22 protein-coding genes and 1 tRNA gene are annotated in these 15,236 nt (G+C 43.1%); 19 read left to right on the top strand and 4 right to left on the bottom strand.

Features of this window, described 5'->3' with window-relative positions; translation table 11 throughout:
* Positions 1-136: 136 nt before the first annotated feature.
* From TRNA_RS34685 to TRNA_RS34665, 6 genes are all read left to right on the top strand, one after another.
* Complete coding sequence (locus TRNA_RS34685; RefSeq protein ID WP_011198117.1) at positions 137-2,035, top strand: LTA synthase family protein; 1,899 nt, start codon at positions 137-139, stop codon at positions 2,033-2,035.
* Positions 2,036-2,060: 25 nt separating this feature from the next.
* Positions 2,061-2,207 carry a hypothetical protein gene (locus tag TRNA_RS43905; protein WP_016885934.1) on the top strand — a complete coding sequence of 49 codons (147 nt, stop codon included), beginning with the start codon at positions 2,061-2,063 and terminating at the stop codon, positions 2,205-2,207.
* Positions 2,204-3,151, top strand: a complete 948-nt coding sequence (locus TRNA_RS34680; RefSeq protein WP_003183490.1) for an iron-hydroxamate ABC transporter substrate-binding protein — start codon at positions 2,204-2,206, stop codon at positions 3,149-3,151. Before TRNA_RS43905 ends, TRNA_RS34680 begins: the two co-directional genes overlap by 4 nt.
* A 142-nt stretch (positions 3,152-3,293) precedes the next feature.
* A complete protein-coding gene (locus TRNA_RS34675) occupies positions 3,294-4,418 on the top strand; it encodes a M14 family metallopeptidase (RefSeq protein WP_003183489.1) in 1,125 nt (374 codons plus the stop codon).
* Between the two features lie 54 nt (positions 4,419-4,472).
* Positions 4,473-5,582 carry a hypothetical protein gene (locus TRNA_RS34670; protein WP_003183488.1) on the top strand — a complete coding sequence of 370 codons (1,110 nt, stop codon included), beginning with the start codon at positions 4,473-4,475 and terminating at the stop codon, positions 5,580-5,582.
* A gap of 15 nt (positions 5,583-5,597) precedes the next feature.
* Positions 5,598-5,912 carry an MTH1187 family thiamine-binding protein gene (locus TRNA_RS34665; protein ID WP_003183487.1) on the top strand — a complete coding sequence of 105 codons (315 nt, stop codon included), beginning with the start codon at positions 5,598-5,600 and terminating at the stop codon, positions 5,910-5,912.
* Positions 5,913-5,972: 60 nt separating this feature from the next.
* On the opposite strand, the gene TRNA_RS43345 is transcribed toward TRNA_RS34665, so the two are convergent.
* Entirely contained in the window at positions 5,973-6,146 is a 174-nt protein-coding gene (locus TRNA_RS43345; RefSeq protein WP_003183486.1) for a DUF2759 domain-containing protein, read from the bottom strand.
* A gap of 155 nt (positions 6,147-6,301) precedes the next feature.
* Here TRNA_RS43345 and TRNA_RS34655 point away from each other — a divergent pair, with 155 nt between their 5' ends.
* Positions 6,302-6,940 (top strand): MBL fold metallo-hydrolase, encoded by a 639-nt coding sequence (locus TRNA_RS34655; protein ID WP_003183485.1) that lies wholly within the window; start codon positions 6,302-6,304, stop codon positions 6,938-6,940.
* Between the two features lie 37 nt (positions 6,941-6,977).
* Here TRNA_RS34655 and TRNA_RS34650 read toward each other — a convergent pair whose 3' ends face one another.
* Positions 6,978-7,223, bottom strand: coding sequence for a DUF2626 domain-containing protein (locus tag TRNA_RS34650; RefSeq protein ID WP_003183483.1), 246 nt, complete (start codon positions 7,221-7,223; stop codon positions 6,978-6,980).
* A gap of 208 nt (positions 7,224-7,431) precedes the next feature.
* Here TRNA_RS34650 and TRNA_RS34645 point away from each other — a divergent pair, with 208 nt between their 5' ends.
* Positions 7,432-7,809 (top strand): Spx/MgsR family RNA polymerase-binding regulatory protein, encoded by a 378-nt coding sequence (locus TRNA_RS34645; RefSeq protein ID WP_003183482.1) that lies wholly within the window; start codon positions 7,432-7,434, stop codon positions 7,807-7,809.
* Between the two features lie 62 nt (positions 7,810-7,871).
* Here TRNA_RS34645 and TRNA_RS34640 read toward each other — a convergent pair.
* Positions 7,872-7,943: transfer RNA gene (locus TRNA_RS34640), tRNA-Gln, on the bottom strand.
* Positions 7,944-8,050: 107 nt separating this feature from the next.
* On the opposite strand from TRNA_RS34640, the gene TRNA_RS34635 reads away from it, so the two are divergent.
* The 9 genes from TRNA_RS34635 (at position 8,051) to TRNA_RS34595 (ending at position 13,262) form a co-directional block, all read left to right on the top strand.
* Entirely contained in the window at positions 8,051-8,890 is an 840-nt protein-coding gene (locus TRNA_RS34635) for an STAS domain-containing protein (RefSeq protein ID WP_003183480.1), read from the top strand.
* Between the two features lie 156 nt (positions 8,891-9,046).
* A complete protein-coding gene (gene comGA, locus TRNA_RS34630; protein WP_003183477.1) occupies positions 9,047-10,111 on the top strand; it encodes a competence type IV pilus ATPase ComGA in 1,065 nt (354 codons plus the stop codon).
* Positions 10,101-11,135 carry a competence type IV pilus assembly protein ComGB gene (gene comGB, locus TRNA_RS34625; protein ID WP_011198115.1) on the top strand — a complete coding sequence of 345 codons (1,035 nt, stop codon included), beginning with the start codon at positions 10,101-10,103 and terminating at the stop codon, positions 11,133-11,135. Before comGA ends, comGB begins: the two co-directional genes overlap by 11 nt.
* Before the next feature lie 13 nt (positions 11,136-11,148).
* Positions 11,149-11,442 (top strand): competence type IV pilus major pilin ComGC, encoded by a 294-nt coding sequence (gene comGC / locus TRNA_RS34620; RefSeq protein WP_003183466.1) that lies wholly within the window; start codon positions 11,149-11,151, stop codon positions 11,440-11,442.
* A gap of 5 nt (positions 11,443-11,447) precedes the next feature.
* Positions 11,448-11,885, top strand: coding sequence for a competence type IV pilus minor pilin ComGD (gene comGD, locus TRNA_RS34615; RefSeq protein ID WP_009327905.1), 438 nt, complete (start codon positions 11,448-11,450; stop codon positions 11,883-11,885).
* Complete coding sequence (gene comGE, locus TRNA_RS34610) at positions 11,869-12,216, top strand: competence type IV pilus minor pilin ComGE (protein WP_009327907.1); 348 nt, start codon at positions 11,869-11,871, stop codon at positions 12,214-12,216. Before comGD ends, comGE begins: the two co-directional genes overlap by 17 nt.
* Positions 12,125-12,613, top strand: coding sequence for a competence type IV pilus minor pilin ComGF (gene comGF, locus TRNA_RS34605; protein WP_011201694.1), 489 nt, complete (start codon positions 12,125-12,127; stop codon positions 12,611-12,613). Before comGE ends, comGF begins: the two co-directional genes overlap by 92 nt.
* A 12-nt stretch (positions 12,614-12,625) precedes the next feature.
* Entirely contained in the window at positions 12,626-12,991 is a 366-nt protein-coding gene (gene comGG / locus TRNA_RS34600; RefSeq protein WP_003183459.1) for a competence type IV pilus minor pilin ComGG, read from the top strand.
* 88 nt (positions 12,992-13,079) lie between these two features.
* Positions 13,080-13,262 carry a YqzE family protein gene (locus tag TRNA_RS34595; protein WP_003183456.1) on the top strand — a complete coding sequence of 61 codons (183 nt, stop codon included), beginning with the start codon at positions 13,080-13,082 and terminating at the stop codon, positions 13,260-13,262.
* Positions 13,263-13,291: 29 nt separating this feature from the next.
* On the opposite strand, the gene TRNA_RS34590 is transcribed toward TRNA_RS34595, so the two are convergent.
* Positions 13,292-13,612: a YqzG/YhdC family protein gene (locus TRNA_RS34590; RefSeq protein WP_003183454.1), complete on the bottom strand. Its 321-nt coding sequence runs from the start codon at positions 13,610-13,612 to the stop codon at positions 13,292-13,294.
* Positions 13,613-13,888: 276 nt separating this feature from the next.
* Between TRNA_RS34590 and tapA the strand changes: the two genes are divergently transcribed.
* The gene (tapA, locus tag TRNA_RS34585) at positions 13,889-14,617 is read left to right on the top strand and encodes an amyloid fiber anchoring/assembly protein TapA (protein WP_011198112.1); all 729 of its coding nucleotides are present in this window, start codon (positions 13,889-13,891) and stop codon (positions 14,615-14,617) included.
* A complete protein-coding gene (gene sipW, locus TRNA_RS34580) occupies positions 14,614-15,198 on the top strand; it encodes a signal peptidase I SipW (protein ID WP_003183449.1) in 585 nt (194 codons plus the stop codon). The genes tapA and sipW overlap by 4 nt, the downstream gene beginning before the upstream one ends.
* Positions 15,199-15,236: the final 38 nt, after the last annotated feature.

Raw genomic sequence — 15,236 nt, 5'->3', positions numbered from 1 at the left:
ATGTGAAAAATGATTGATTTTTTTGTACAGACAGGTTAAGATATGATTTAGTAATTTTAGCGATTTTTCTAAAATAAACAATATGTGGAAATGCCGTTTGCAGAAACATGCGTCTTGCTGCATAGGGAGGTTTGGAATGCGAAAGTCATTTTTTTCAAAAATTTCGTTTTTGTTAATCGCGACATTGCTGATGTGGCTGAAAACGTATGTCGTCTACAAAACAAGCTTCAACATTAAAATTGAAAACTTCATGCAAGAGTTTATATTGTTCATCAATCCTTTAAGCTTTTTGCTGTTTATATTCGGAATCGGCCTGTTTTTTAAAGAAAAAAACAGAAACCGGTTTATTATCGGGGCAAGCATCGTCCTGACGTTTGTCTTGCTTGCCAACATGATTTTCTACCGTTTTTACAACGACTTTTTAACCATTCCTGTTTTGTTCCAGACGAATAATATGGGCGATTTGGGAAGCAGCATCAACTCTTTGTTTATGCCGGCCGATTTGCTTCTCATCGTTGATATTGCCATTTTAATTTGGCTGTACAAGCGCCAGCCTGCCAAAACAGGCGGAAAGGCGACAAGAAAGGAGCGCGCGGCTTACTATCTATTTGTCGCTGCCGTTTTCTTTTTTAATTTAGGGATTTCTGAAACAGAAAGACCGCAGCTTTTGACAAGATCGTTTGATAGGGAAGTTCTTGTGAAAAACATCAGCCTTTACAACTTCCATATCTATGACGGGCTGATCCAGTCGAAGCAGTCTGCGCAGCGTGCGCTGGCCGACAGCAACAGCCTCACGGAGATTGAAAACTATGTCAACGCAAACCGCACGGACACCAACAAGGATCTGGCCGGGATCGCCAAAGGACGGAATGTGATCCTCGTTTCTCTGGAATCCACCCAAAGCTTTGTCGTAAACCAAAAGTTAAACGGCAAAGAGATTACGCCGTATTTAAATGACCTGATTAAGAAAAGCTACAGCTTCGAGAATTTCTATCATCAGACAGGCCAAGGCAAAACGGCTGATTCCGAATTCATTGTCGACAACTCTCTCTACCCTCTTGGAAGGGGAGCGGTCTTCTTTACAAATGCAGGAAACGAATATACGGCAATGCCTGAAATATTGAAGAACCACGGCTACTATTCCTCGATTTTCCATGCGAACAACAAAAGCTTCTGGAATCGGGATATTATGTACGAAACGTTTAAATACGATAAGTTTTACGATATCAAATCCTATGATGTAAACGAAGAAAATTCAGTTGGATGGGGATTGAAAGATAAGGAATTTTTCGAACAAACATCAGAGCTGATGAAAGAAATGCCTCAGCCTTTTTATACCCGTCTGATCACGCTGACAAACCATTTTCCGTTTGAGCTTGATGAGGAAGATAAACTGATCAATGAATTCGATTCAAAAAGCCGTACGTTAAACAGATATTTCCCGACCGTCCGCTATCAGGATGAAGCGCTTAAACGTTTCATTGAAAAGCTGAAAGAAGACGGCCTCTACGATAATTCTGTTATCGTTTTATACGGTGACCATTACGGGATTTCCGAAAACCATAACGAAGCGATGAGCCAATTCCTCGGCAGAGAAGTAACCCCTTTTGAGGAAGTGCAGCTTCAAAGAGTCCCGCTTGTGATCCACATTCCGGGAGTGACGGATAAAGAGCCGAAAACCATTGACACGGTCGGCGGCCAAATCGACATTCGACCGACTATACTGAATCTTCTCGGAATCGATTCAAGCGATCAGATCCAGTTTGGAAACGACCTGTTTGCCAAAGACAAAACGGAGTTCACAGTGCTCCGCGACGGCAGCTTTATTACGAAAGACAAAGTATACACAGACGGCATATGCTATGATAAATCGACAGGCGAGCCGTCTAAAGATAAAAAAGGCTGTGAGCCGTACATTGAAAAAGCCAAACAGGAGCTTTCATACTCAGATCAAATCATTTACGGCGACTTGCTGAGGTTTTATGACAGCGAGCGCTTAAAAAAGCAATCTGACTCCAAGCCAAAAGACGAGTAAGCTTCTTTTTAGGCGGAGAAAGCTGATGCAGCAGGCCGGATATCGTTCCGGCCTGTTTTTAATGACAAGAGGCCGTCATAAAAATCATGATCAAACCGATGCCGGTTATGATATAATTGATAATGATTCTCTTTATCGGGTGATCAAACAGGAAAGAAGGTATGAAGAGTGAATATTAAAGGTAAGACGATCGCGGCAGCGTGTTTTGTACTATTATTGATCGCAGCATTGACAGCATGCGGCAATCAAACAGAGAGCAAAGATTCTTCTTCTAAATCAAAAAGCGAAGAAACGATTACATACAAGGCTGAAAACGGAACGGTTAAAGTGCCGAAGCATCCGAAGCGGGTGGTTGTCATGGCTGACGATTATTTCGGCTATTTCAAGACACTCGGTCTCAATGTAGTGGGCGCCCCTGACAGGGTTTTCAAGAATCCTTATTTCAAGGGGAAAACCGATGGTGTGACAAACATAGGTGAAGGAAATTCTGCTGAAAAGGTTATTCAATTAAAACCGGACTTGATTGTCGTATGGACGACCCAAGGCGCTGATATCGAAAAGCTGGAAAAAATCGCTCCGACGGTCGCGTTGAAATATGACAGTCTGAATAGCACTGAACGGCTGAAGGATTTCGCAAAAATGACAGGCACTGAAGATCAAGCGGAGAAATGGCTGGCTGAATGGGACAAAAAAGTTGCGGCGGCCAAATCAAAAGTTCAAAAAGCTGTCGGGAACAAAACGGTTTCCATTATGCAAACTAACGGTAAAGAAATCTTTGTATTCGGCGATCAATTCGGAAGGGGAGGAAGCATTGTTTACCAAGATCTCGGCTTAAAGGCGACAAAGCTGACAAAGGAAAAAGCAATCGACGAAGGCCCGGGCTACACGAGCATTTCCTTAGAAAAGCTGCCTGATTTCGCTGGAGATTATATATTTATAGGACCTTGGGAATCAAGCGGAGACGACAGCGCCGTGCTTAATACATCCATTTGGAAGAACCTTGGGGCGGTCAAAAACCAACATGTCTATAAAATCGACCCTGTCGGCTTCTATTTTTCCGATCCGATTTCATTAGAGGGCCAGCTCGAATTTATTACAGAAAACTTAACAAAATAGAAGAACTTCCGCCTTGTCAGGCGGAAGTTTTTTTTGCGCGCGAAACCGGGGTGAACCCTCATTGAAAAAGCGATTTTCAAGTGCAAGCCGGGAGAGTTTTTAAACGAGCATTCCTCATATGCTATTGTGGGAGGGATCATTGATGGCATTCATCAACATCAAACCGGAGTTAAAGCAGAATATGGAAAGACTGTCTGACATTCTGAACATACCCGAACCGCTTTTAATCAGTGCAAATGCAAATGTATCCGCGGACGAACTTTATTTTCCGGGAGTATCTTTTCATGCAGGAAAAAACGTTCAAGCAGCAGAAACATATGAACAGCTGCAATTATTGGCGAATCAATACACGTTTGAAGATGAACAGTGGCTGACAAAAACAGCCGTTTACGATTCAGCAGAACTGAAAAAGGAAATTGGCAGATTGACGGAATGCTTTCCGTTTGTTACTTCCCGTATCATCGGCCGCTCAAGCATGGGCCAGCCTATATATGAACTGCTCCTTGGAGCTGAAAATGCCGGAAAAAGAACGCATATGAATGCCTCTTTTCATGCCAATGAATGGATCACCACTTCTGTTTTGATGAAATGGCTCAAAGAATACTGTTATCATTTATGTACAGGCCAGACCGCTTTAGGTTTTTCGCCGCTCGATATTTTTTCATCAACAAAGCTTTCCGTCGTGCCGATCGTTAATCCCGACGGTGTTGACCTTGTACTTAACGGCCCCGGTCATCTTGGGATCGCGAGAGAAGCGCTGGATGAGATGAACGAGCATCAGCCGGATTTCCGGGAATGGAAAGCCAATATAAACGGAGTGGATTTAAATAATCAGTTTCCGTCTTTCTGGGAGATCGAAAAACAAAGAAAACCGCCTAAATCCCCTTCCTACAGAGACTACCCCGGAGATGAACCGCTGACAGAACCGGAAGCGGCAGCGATGAGGGATTTAATCGCAAACGAGCCGCCTGACCGGCTTGTGGCGCTTCACACACAGGGGGAGGAAATTTATTGGGGATACAAGGGATTGGAGCCTCCTGAATCAGCTGATGTGATCCAAACATTTGAGCGCCTGAGCGGTTATAAGGGCGTCAGATATATAGACAGCTATGCAGGATTTAGAGATTGGTTTATTCATTATTACGGAAGAGAAGGATATACTGTTGAACTTGGCAAAGGAAAAAATCCTTTACCGCTGAAACAATTTGACGATATATATTGTAAAAGCAGAGGAATACTTTGGGCATCCTGTTTTTTTGAAAGCTGAAACTTTTCACGGTGAAAATCGTAAATTAGACAGCCAAACATTTATGGAGGGAGAATGGCCGGTTTGAGAGTTTCATTATTGATTATTGCCGCTCTGATGGCCGTGGCTGCGGCTGGTTGCACGCCGCAGCATCAAGAAGGATCAAAAAGCGTTCATCATGAGGAGCCGGAAGGGAAAAGAGAAAGCGGTGCAGCAGTAAAAGATAAAAAAGTGATAGCGCTGAAGGACCGGCACTTTGATGAGACGGCAGGATGGCTTGATAATGAAACCGTTATATACACCGCAACCGATCCGGTCGGAGGAAGTGAAATCAAATCATATGATATATTTAAAGGGACGGGCAAAACGATCTACAAGACAGATGACAGGCTGATAGCGTCGGAAGTCAACAGTGAAAAAGGCATGATTCTTATCCAAACCGCCGGAAACGGCTCTGAAATGAAGTTAACTTTGCTTAATTTACAGGGGAAACAGCTGTTTGCAAAAAAATTTCGCACGCATGAGTTGCAAGTGGACTGGAATCGATTCGATCCTTCTCTTTTATATGTCACAACATTCACGAAAGACTGGAATTATGAATCAAGCCTAATTGATGCAAAAGAAGAGCAAACGGAAAAAAACATCGCACAGGCCGCCTTTATTCATTGGACTTCCGCCGACACTTTTGAATATATCAAATGGAATGAACGGGACCGGGAAAAGCCGGCTCCTGTTTATTCCTACAGCACAGCGGACGGACGGGAAAAGAAGCTCGCAGGCGATGCCGTACTTCTCGATATTGTAGGCGATATGCGGCTCATCGTAACGCCTTCATCCGATCAGCGCCAGGGCACCTACATATTTTCAGACGTTTCTTCATCGGAAAAGAAAATCTCTTTCAAGTTGCCGCTGTTCTCGGAATATGGCAGCCTGTCACCGATGGAATACGGTTATGACCCTCGGCATGAGCTGTTTTATACGTATCAGCCAAATGAGTCGGGCTCCTTGTATGATCTGATTTCCGTCAACCTCAAATCAGGCAAGCGGGAAGTCATTCGTGAAAAAGTGGAAATGCTTCCGATTACCTTATCTCCTGACGGGGATTATGCATTGTACGGCTATACTCAGGATCAAATCATTTCACTCAACTCAAAAACAGCAGCGCCCCTTGTGACCAAAGAATAGAAAGGAGAATGGACAGTGGCCATAGCAGACGTCACCATCATACCGATCGGTACCGAGACTCCGAGCGTAAGCGCGTATGTAGCGGAGATTCAAACCATTTTGGAAGGATTTAAAAAAGAGGGCAAAATCAATTATCAGCTGACACCGATGAATACTTTGATTGAAGGGGAACTAAGCGATTTATTTCAGGTGATTCAGACGATTCACGAAGCGCCTTTCCAAAAAGGCATCCACAGAGTAGCGACAAATATCAGGATTGACGACCGCCGTGATAAGAAAACGACGATGGAGGGCAAGCTTGCAAGCGTTCAGCGTCATTTCAGTCAATAAGAAAGACAGCCTTGTTCCGAAATAACGGAATAAGGCTGTCTTTGTCTAAAGGCATCGGGTTTAGTGGACTGTCGGATACCCGCTGTTAATAATTGTCATGACGGTAAACCATCCGAACACTAAAAAAGCCGCCCCGCCGAACAAGATGCCAAGAACGTTGATTTGTTTAAGAGAACGAAGAACCCCAAGAGCAGATAATATCGTGACTAGACCGAAAATGATCACGAGCAACATCAATATAAACCCCCTTCGCTTGGATCCCCTGCAGTATATTTCCAATTTTATTTTAACCGTTTTCATCAAATTTGTCGAGGACAACATGATTCATTGAAAGTTTCTCACAAAACCTTCATAATGGAACAAAGAAAGATGAATCTGAGGTGAAAATAATGAAATGGAGAAGAATGCCTTTAGGGCCTATCCAGACGAACGCTTATATTTTATCCAATGATGACGGCACCTGCTTAATATTTGATCCAGGCAGCGAATCAGGGAAGCTGAATGCATACATAAAAGAAAACGGGCTGAAACCTCTTGCCGTATTGCTCACTCACGCTCATTTTGATCATATCGGAGCTGTGGACAATGTCAGAAAAGAATGGAACATTCCTGTATACGTGCATAAAAATGAAGCTGAATGGCTGACTGATCCTTCATTAAACGGTTCAGCGCTGCTTACAGGGCAGACGATCACAGCAGAAAAAGCAGATCATCTGATCGAAGAAGAGGGAGACCTTAAAATCGGCCCTTTTACGCTCCGCATGCTCTTTACGCCTGGGCATTCTCCGGGCAGCGTCTCGTATTATGCCGAAGAGGAAAACCTGATCGTTTCCGGCGATGTTTTGTTTAAAGGAGGGATCGGGCGTACAGACCTGCCGGGGGGCAATCAAAAGGTGCTGATGGACAGTATTCATCAAAAACTGCTGACACTTCCGGAAGAGACGCTTGTGTTAAGCGGGCACGGCCCCGAGACGGACATTGCAACAGAACAGGAACAAAACCCGTTCATCAACGGATTTACTTTGTAAAACATAAAAAAAGACGATCCATCTGGATCGTCTTTTTTTAATGGCCTCCCTGTCCGGGAACCATAATGAACACAGAATAATATGTAAATGCGGCAAAAAAGATTGTCAAGTAAGCACCGAAAATATAAATGTACATCCGCTCGGTCAAGTTGAGATACGATAAGAACACAAAAAATACAGTTTGACCGAAGAACAGCAGTGATGCATCTTTCATATTTCCTAAATAAAACATGACCGCAAAGATACCTGTCCAGAAACCTAACACACGGAACATGCGATTCATTTATATCCCTCCCAAAAAGCCCCTTTGATTTCATTATAAATCAATTTATCTTAAAATGTAAACATTTTCATTTTGGGAAAAACAATTCATTTTTTACAATTTTGTGATAAGGAATTTAAAAAATAACCTGTCACGTGTTTAAACGGAAAACATCACGGGTACTGAAACATACAAAGACAAAGTCAGTACATTTAAGGAGGAATCATTCATGGAAGAGCTGACCTTTTATTCATACCCGAGCTGCACATCATGCCGAAAAACGAAACATTGGCTGAAAGCGAACCAGGTTGATTTTACAGAACGGCATCTTTTCAGGGAAACGCCGAACCAGGATGAATTGAAACATATTTTGTCTCTCACGACCGAAGGAATCGATGAAATATTGGCGACAAGAAGCCAGGCATTTAAAGAGTTAAATCTTGATATTGAAGAATTAACGGTAAGCGAAGTGCTGGAATTGTTAATTCAAAAGCCAAAGCTGCTGAGACGCCCGATTATCGTAAACGGCGATAAGCTGGTCGTCGGATACAATCCCGGCGAACTCTTAAAATTAAAAAAACACACCTTACACCGTTCTGTTTCCTGAAAAAAACGAAGATTGCTGACATATTGCATGTTCAGCATATCTTCGTTTTTTCGCCTGTGTAACTGGGCTAGCTGGATTCGAACCAGCGCGTCACGGAGTCAAAGTCCGTTGCCTTACCGCTTGGCTATAGCCCAATGCGCTTACATATAGTGTTGACAATCGATTTCGTTTTATACATAGCATTCAAATCAGTTGGTCATTAAGCGATTGATTTAAAGGGAAAACAATGAGGAGGATTGACATGGAAAACAAGCATGCAGCCCTTTATGAGTATCTGGTCAAACAGGCGGACAGAATCACAGATGAATGGCTGTCCCGAACAGCGTCTGAAAAAGAAAAAACGGCACAGCAATACAAGGACTTTATACTGGCTGTTTCAAAGGTATTTGCCAAAGATGAACAGGCGCTATGCTGGAATAAAGCTTCCGGGTGCGCCAAGGAAATTGCCTACGACAGGGCTGTCAGCCAAATTCCGGTTACCGAAAGCATAAATGGTTTTAAAGTGTGCCGTGAACTTTTAATAGATGAGATCGAGCAATTTTCAGATGAACATGCACCAGACAGTTCGAAAAAAGATTTTTTTATCTGGAATAAACAGCTTCACTTAATGATGGATGAGGTCATAGAGCAGTTTATTCTTGAATATGAGCATACGACAAAGAGCCAATTGAAGGCGCAGACCGAGATGATTCGCGAACTGAGCGCACCGGTCATACCGGTATCAGAGCACATCGGTGTGCTGCCGCTCATTGGTGAAATTGATACTCACAGGGCAACGGTGATCATTGAATCTGCGCTCACGCAGTGTGCTGAGCTTCATCTCTCGCATCTTTTTATTGATATTTCCGGTGTTCCTGTTGTCGATACGATGGTCGCCCATCAGTTGTTCAAAGTCGTAGACAGCACAAAGCTGCTTGGCGTTGAAACGGTTCTTTCGGGTTTGAGACCGGAGATTGCCCAAACAGTTGTGAAGCTCGGCATGGATTTTTCACATATTAAAACAGAACAGAGTCTTGCTAAGGCGCTTTGCAATAAAGGCTTCTGCATCCATGAAGACGGCAAGGCCGAAGAGCAGGTTTAAATTTCTATTTCAGCGGCTTGAAGTCGAATAAAATAGTCAAATCGGTATTCGGAGATTCCGTTTTTGTTACGTATTCGGCTTGATTTGCGCTTTTTATGGATTTGATGCTTCCGATGGTTTTCGTATAAACTGCGCTTAGAAAGGAGGCGCAATGGTTTGTACACGATCGAATCATTAAGCGGAAGATTAATTGACGAGGCATATAGAATGAAGGCGTCAGACATTCATATTGTTCCCGGTGAAAAAGAGGCGGTGGTACGCTTCAGGATTGATGACGAACTGTTTCAAAAAGACGGATTAACGAGAAATGAGTGCTCTAGACTCATTTCTCACTTTAAATTTCTTTCTTCGATGGACATTGGCGAGAGACGGCTGCCGCAAAGCGGGGCTTTAACTCTTTATATCAACCGTGAGCCCGTTCATTTAAGGATGTCCACTCTGCCCACCATCCATGATGAAAGCTTGGTCATCAGGCTTCTTCCCAAGATGAGCAGCAAGCCGCTCACAAAGCTCTCATTGTTCCCGAGTGCAACATTCAAGCTGCTGTCTTTTCTGAAGCATTCCCACGGATTAATGCTTTTCACCGGCCCGACAGGCTCGGGAAAAACGACAACACTCTATTCTTTAATTGACTACGCCAAGCGGCATTTTAAGCGAAATATCATTACGTTGGAAGACCCGGTCGAATCAAGAAGCGAAAACATTTTGCAAGTACAAGTGAACGAAAAAGCGGGCATGACTTATTCTGCGGGGTTGAAGGCGGTGCTGCGCCACGATCCGGACATGATCATCCTAGGGGAAATTCGCGATGCCGAAACAGCCCAAATCGCAGTCAGGGCAGCTTTGACGGGACACCTTGTTCTATCGAGCATGCATGCGAAAAATGCTAAAGGTGCGATATACAGGCTGCTCGAGCTCGGCGTTGATATGACAGAAATTGAACAAACATTGGTCGCAGTCAGCGCCCAGCGTCTTGTCGATATCGTCTGTCCGTTTTGCGGCGACAGCTGCACTTTGTATTGCAGATTGTCGAGACCAGTTAGAAGAGCAAGCGTCTTTGAACTTTTGTACGGAAAAAGCCTTAATCTCTGCATCGAAGAAGCAAAAGGCAGATGCGGTGGCATCAAAACAGACACCTTAAAAATGCTGATCCGCAAGGGAATAGCACTCGGATATCTGCCGTCGAAAACTTATGAACGCTGGATAGGCCATGAAGATTAAAATGAAGTGGCCTGTCCGGGAACAGGCGGACCTTCTGAAAAAACTAGGAGACATGATGCAGAGTGGCTATACGATTTTGGATGCTTTAAGTATGCTGAAATTGCAATTGAATGAAAGACGAAGAGCGGATCTGACATTTGCGATGGAGAAGCTGACAGAAGGGTGTCCTGTGTTTCAAGTTCTTGAAATGATTTCCTTTCACAAGGATGCTGTCACCATTGTTTACTTTGCCGAACAGCACGGGAATTTGCCATTTGCCTTTAGGCAGAGCGGAGAGCTGCTTCACCGCAAGATCGCTCAAAGCGAAAAATTAAAGAAAGCCGCCAGATACCCCTTGTTTTTAGTTTTAACGGTCTGCGTCATCATCTCTATTATGAAATCAGCAATAGTTCCGCAATTTTCCGCCATCTATGAATCGATGAACGTTGAAACGTCTTTTGCAACGACTCTCATCTTTTATGTTTTCGATCACTTTTATCTTTTTTTCGCGGGACTGCCGCTGGTTGCCGCAGCTCTATCCCTCTATTATCTGTGTTCATTCCGCCATAAACCTCCAGAAGACAAAATGGCCTTTCTCATTACAATTCCCTTGCTGGGCCAAACCTTCAAACTATTCAACAGCTATTTTTTATCGCTCCAGCTGAGCAATCTTTTGCAAGCGGGTCTGTCTGTATATGACAGTTTAAAAGCATTTGAAAGCCAGCCGTTTTTACGATTTCATAAAAATGAAGCGAAGCGCTTGATCGAGCGGCTGAAACAGGGGGAGAGTCTGGAGCAGATGCTGGCCGGACATCCGTTTTATGAAAATGATTTAGCAAAGGCTGTTGCACACGGCCAACTAAATGGGCACTTATACAGAGAGCTGTATTCATATAGTCAGTTTTTGATTGAGCGGCTTGAAAGAAAGGCCGAAAAATGGACAGGCCTGATCCAGCCATTGATTTACGGGCTAACCGCGGCGATGATATTAATTCTTTATTTGTCCATGCTTTTGCCAATGTATCAAATGATGAACCAGCTATAAGGAGGACGGAACTGTGAATGAAAAGGGATTTACACTGATAGAAATGTTAGTCGTCATGCTCGTTATCTCCATCCTGCTGTTGATCACCATTCCGAATGTGACCAAGCATAACCAAAGCATCCAAAAGAAAGGATGCGAAGGATTAATCAATATGGTTCAAGCGCAGATCACGGCCTATCAGATGGATCATGACGGGAAAACGCCGAACAGGGCGGAGCTTGAATCTGAAGGTTACATAAAAAAGAACTTAAAGTGTCCGAATGGGAAAGCAATTAAAATTTCAAACGGCAAAGCACAGGCTGATTGACGGTTATGAATCAAAAAGGATTTACGCTTTTGGAAAGTTTAACTGTATTGATGATCGGTTCTATTATGTTCTCTCTTCTCTTTGCTCTACTGCCTCCCATTTATGAAAAAAGAATCGTTCAGCACTTTGTCTCACAGCTTGAAGAGGATTTGCTTTACGCTCAGCAGACGGCTCTCGTCCGCCATACGACGGTTAAGGTGCAGTTTGACTTTGCCGGCTGCCGCTATATCATGAAGCATTCGGACGAAGGCTCATCGCCTGAACTGGTCAGGACATACAGCTGCAATATCGCAATCAAAAAGTCGACGCTCAAACCAATTCTTACTTTTAATCCAAGCGGTGTTCCGAATCAAGGGGGAAAGATCGTGATCGATACACAGCATGCCTCTTTTATACTGACGATCTATTTAGGAAGCGGAAAGATTAATGTTCAAAAAAAATAAAGGCTTTACAACGGTTGAAGCTGTTTCCGCATTCGGCATATGGGTAATGATCACCATGTTATTGATCCCTATGCTTCATCAGCTGTCATTGCAGCGCGAAGCGTCCGAAAAAGAAGAAGAGACATATCGCATATTGGAGGAAAAGATCAGCCGCTACACGCTGACCGGACGGTTCCAGGCTAAAGAAGCTGTGCTTTACCGGAATACATCTTACTTTATTGAATGGAAGGAGAAGGGAGATGATTATGAAGTATGCATCTCTATTAAAAAAAGAGACAGCCAAAGGCACTGTTTCACCATTTTGCGGGCAAAGGGGATATACCCTTCTTAATATAATGTTTTCCTTAATGGTGCACATGTTCGTTGCAGGTACGATGGCCTCGATATTTCATCTGTTTTTATCCCCGGAAAGAAACGGTTCGGATATTCACCCCCGTGAATGGACGATTACTGCCGAGCAAATATTGAAGGAGTCTAGGAATTCGATTGACATAAGAAGTGCCGGTGATCATCAGTCACTAGCGATGACAAACCGCCAAGGTGACACCGTTCGCTATGAGCAATATCAGACAGTTATTCGAAAAAGGGTCAATGGAAAAGGTCATGTGCCTCTATTACAGCATGTCAAAAAAATGAGGTTTATGATTGAAAATCACCTGCTGATCCTTGAAGCGACAAGTCTAAGCGGCAAATCATACCGCACGTCTATTCCGCTCTATCATATGTAAAAGGGTGATCACGTGAAAAATTCAAAAGGATTCATTTATCCCGCTGCTGTTTTCGCAGCTGTGATTTGCATGCTCTGCGCGAGTCACTCAGCCGCTTTATTAACGAATCAGCGAACGTTTGCACAGCAAACAAAAGAATTTCACATTCAGCAAAACCTTCTCCAAAATGGAATTCTCCATGCCTTGTCCCATATTCACGAAGAGACAAAAGAAAAAGTTCAAAAACAGCATGGCTTGATATCGTATTCTGTCAGCCCGGCTCATCAGCAGCTCACACGAGTCCAGATTCAGGTAACGACAGCTTCCGGCACAGAAACAAGCGCTCAATTTCAATATGATTTAAGAAATCAAAAAATCACGCAGTGGAAGGAATATTAAAAATTGTGTGTCCAAATCATGAAGAATGTATAAAAAAAGATTCGGATGACAACACTTCAACTGACAGAACTCCCCAAGAGGTGATGCGATGAAAACGAACGATTATGTTAAATATATGACGGAACAGCTCGTAAAATATATGGACACGCCTAAGCAGGAAAGAAAAGAAATGAAAGAAAAACGTAAAGAATTAAAGCCGCCGTCCAGGATATATCAATGGTTCGGCATTCTTCCCCTTGGCTGTATCATGTTTTTTAAAAAGCATAAATAAAGACAAGCCGCTTTGCACTGCAATGCGGCTTATTTATATTCTTCCACAACGACGACTTTGTTAATTTTGTGTGTCGCAGGTTCAAATGAAATTGTGACAAACACTCCGAAATTTTTATTTCCTTCACTCAATGTGACATGGTATTGTTTGACCGCTTCATCGGCCCGCTTTCGATCCCATACTTTTTTCGTGAGGCGCACTTCTGCTTCCGGATATCTCTTTTTTGCTTCCTCAACCGCTTTTTCTTCCCACTTAGACATGCGGGCTGTTTCGTAAGCTGCCGCATGGGCATTGAGCGGCCCAATGCTAGAAAGCAGTAAAAAAGAACATAATATGACATTTTTCAGCACGGGTCATCATCCTTTCTATCCTATTTTTTCCTTGTCAACAGTGTTTATACAAAAATTAAGAAGAAATTGTGTACACTATAAAGAACTACAAACTTTTCAAAAAGATGAGAATTTGAGAGGTTTTTTGAGGAATTAAACGAAAATGTTCTTTAGAACGAACTTAATCGACTTTTTTGACAGTTTTCAAACGGCACACTTGTTCTTTATACTCTAACTATAAAGTTCTTTAAAACGAACGGAAACAAAAGCCATTACATACTCGCTAGGAGGGTAGTCATGTTCCGATTATCTCGAACTAGGAGATGCCGAAAAAGAGCCGGAAAAAACATTATCGTTTTTCAAACGCTGCTGATCATATACCTGTTAATTGGATTGGGGAGTCAGCTGTCACAGCATACAAACGCATCATTTCATGATGTGGAAACATACAGCATGACAATGAAAGCGGCCTCAACTTTTCCTCAAGATGAGAAGCAGTGGGACGGGAGCGATTTGAAGCTTCAAAAGCAGACGAAGACGAAAGGAACGGTCTGTGCACCGCTGACATTGTTTGCAGAATATAAAAACCGCGGCAGTCAAATCGCCGACTCTGAATGGAAGTGGGAGCTTCATAAACTCGGTCATTCCAAAAAGCCGCTAGAGGACGGGACTGTGATCGATAAAGGCGTGTTCAAAAAAGAAGCCGAAAGCAGCATCTACCGGATAGAGTCAAAGCGGGCAGCAAAAGGAGGGCTATACGCTTTTAAATTGATCAGACCTGAAGGCCATCCAGATGTTAAAAAGGGCAAACCTTTCATTTGGTCAAATGTAATGGAGCTTCAAGACTGCAATGAAGAAACACCGAAGCCTCCTAAAAAAGCTTCAGCAAAACCAAAGCAAACTGAACAGACTCAAACAACGCAAAAGTCTGAACAGGATATAGAGGAAACACCAAAGGACAGTGAATCCGTAGATAAAGAAAATAGAAAAGAAGATAATTCATTAGAAAGCGGGGAAGCGTCATGAAACATGTGATGAAATGGATCAGCAATTTCTTATATGTGATTATTTTCACAATCATCATCGCCGCGGTCATCGTCGTGATTTCGACAAAGTCGTCCGGCGGGGAGCCGCAGCTCTTCGGCTATCAATTGAAAACGGTTTTATCCGGATCGATGGAGCCGGAGTTTAAAACAGGTTCTGTGATTGCCGTTCAAAAAGTTGAAAATCCCGGGTCTTTGAAAAAGGGAGATATCATTACATTCATGCAAGACGAAAACACCATGGTTACCCACCGAATTATCGGTATAACAAAAAATAAATCAAATCTCATGTTCAAGACAAAGGGTGACAATAACCAAAACCCTGATTCCGATCCGGTACTGGCGGAAAATGTTGTCGCTAAGTATTCGGGCATTACGGTTCCGTATGCCGGGTATTTGCTGGACTTTGCAAGTAAACCGATCGGCACAGCCATTTTGCTGATCGTGCCGGGACTCTTGTTGATTCTTTATGCAGTAATTACTGTATCCGCGGCTTTAAGAGAGATTGACCAAAAAGCTAAAGCAATTGAAGCCGCTGGAAAAGATCAATCAGTTTCCATGTAATCTTCGTTGGTCACCTGAACATTCAGGTCTCCATATAT

It is taken from the genome of Bacillus licheniformis DSM 13 = ATCC 14580 (genome assembly GCF_000011645.1).
GTDB lineage: Bacteria > Bacillota > Bacilli > Bacillales > Bacillaceae > Bacillus > Bacillus licheniformis.
This window is presented reverse-complemented; position numbering and strand designations above follow the sequence as displayed.

What these genes read in the sequence shown, in the direction of transcription:
- TRNA_RS34685 (WP_011198117.1), top strand. Translation starts at nt 137, where the DNA reads ATGCGAAAGTCATTTTTTTCAAAAATTTCGTTTTTGTTAATCGCGACA.
- TRNA_RS43905 (WP_016885934.1), top strand. Translation starts at nt 2,061, where the DNA reads ATGCAGCAGGCCGGATATCGTTCCGGCCTGTTTTTAATGACAAGAGGC.
- TRNA_RS34675 (WP_003183489.1), top strand. Translation starts at nt 3,294, where the DNA reads ATGGCATTCATCAACATCAAACCGGAGTTAAAGCAGAATATGGAAAGA.
- TRNA_RS34670 (WP_003183488.1), top strand. Translation starts at nt 4,473, where the DNA reads ATGGCCGGTTTGAGAGTTTCATTATTGATTATTGCCGCTCTGATGGCC.
- TRNA_RS43345 (WP_003183486.1), bottom strand. Translation starts at nt 6,146, where the DNA reads ATGTTGCTCGTGATCATTTTCGGTCTAGTCACGATATTATCTGCTCTT.
- TRNA_RS34655 (WP_003183485.1), top strand. Translation starts at nt 6,302, where the DNA reads ATGAAATGGAGAAGAATGCCTTTAGGGCCTATCCAGACGAACGCTTAT.
- TRNA_RS34650 (WP_003183483.1), bottom strand. Translation starts at nt 7,223, where the DNA reads ATGAATCGCATGTTCCGTGTGTTAGGTTTCTGGACAGGTATCTTTGCG.
- TRNA_RS34645 (WP_003183482.1), top strand. Translation starts at nt 7,432, where the DNA reads ATGGAAGAGCTGACCTTTTATTCATACCCGAGCTGCACATCATGCCGA.
- TRNA_RS34635 (WP_003183480.1), top strand. Translation starts at nt 8,051, where the DNA reads ATGGAAAACAAGCATGCAGCCCTTTATGAGTATCTGGTCAAACAGGCG.
- comGB (WP_011198115.1), top strand. Translation starts at nt 10,101, where the DNA reads ATGAAGATTAAAATGAAGTGGCCTGTCCGGGAACAGGCGGACCTTCTG.
- comGD (WP_009327905.1), top strand. Translation starts at nt 11,448, where the DNA reads ATGAATCAAAAAGGATTTACGCTTTTGGAAAGTTTAACTGTATTGATG.
- comGE (WP_009327907.1), top strand. Translation starts at nt 11,869, where the DNA reads ATGTTCAAAAAAAATAAAGGCTTTACAACGGTTGAAGCTGTTTCCGCA.
- comGF (WP_011201694.1), top strand. Translation starts at nt 12,125, where the DNA reads ATGATTATGAAGTATGCATCTCTATTAAAAAAAGAGACAGCCAAAGGC.
- TRNA_RS34595 (WP_003183456.1), top strand. Translation starts at nt 13,080, where the DNA reads ATGAAAACGAACGATTATGTTAAATATATGACGGAACAGCTCGTAAAA.
- tapA (WP_011198112.1), top strand. Translation starts at nt 13,889, where the DNA reads ATGTTCCGATTATCTCGAACTAGGAGATGCCGAAAAAGAGCCGGAAAA.
- sipW (WP_003183449.1), top strand. Translation starts at nt 14,614, where the DNA reads ATGAAACATGTGATGAAATGGATCAGCAATTTCTTATATGTGATTATT.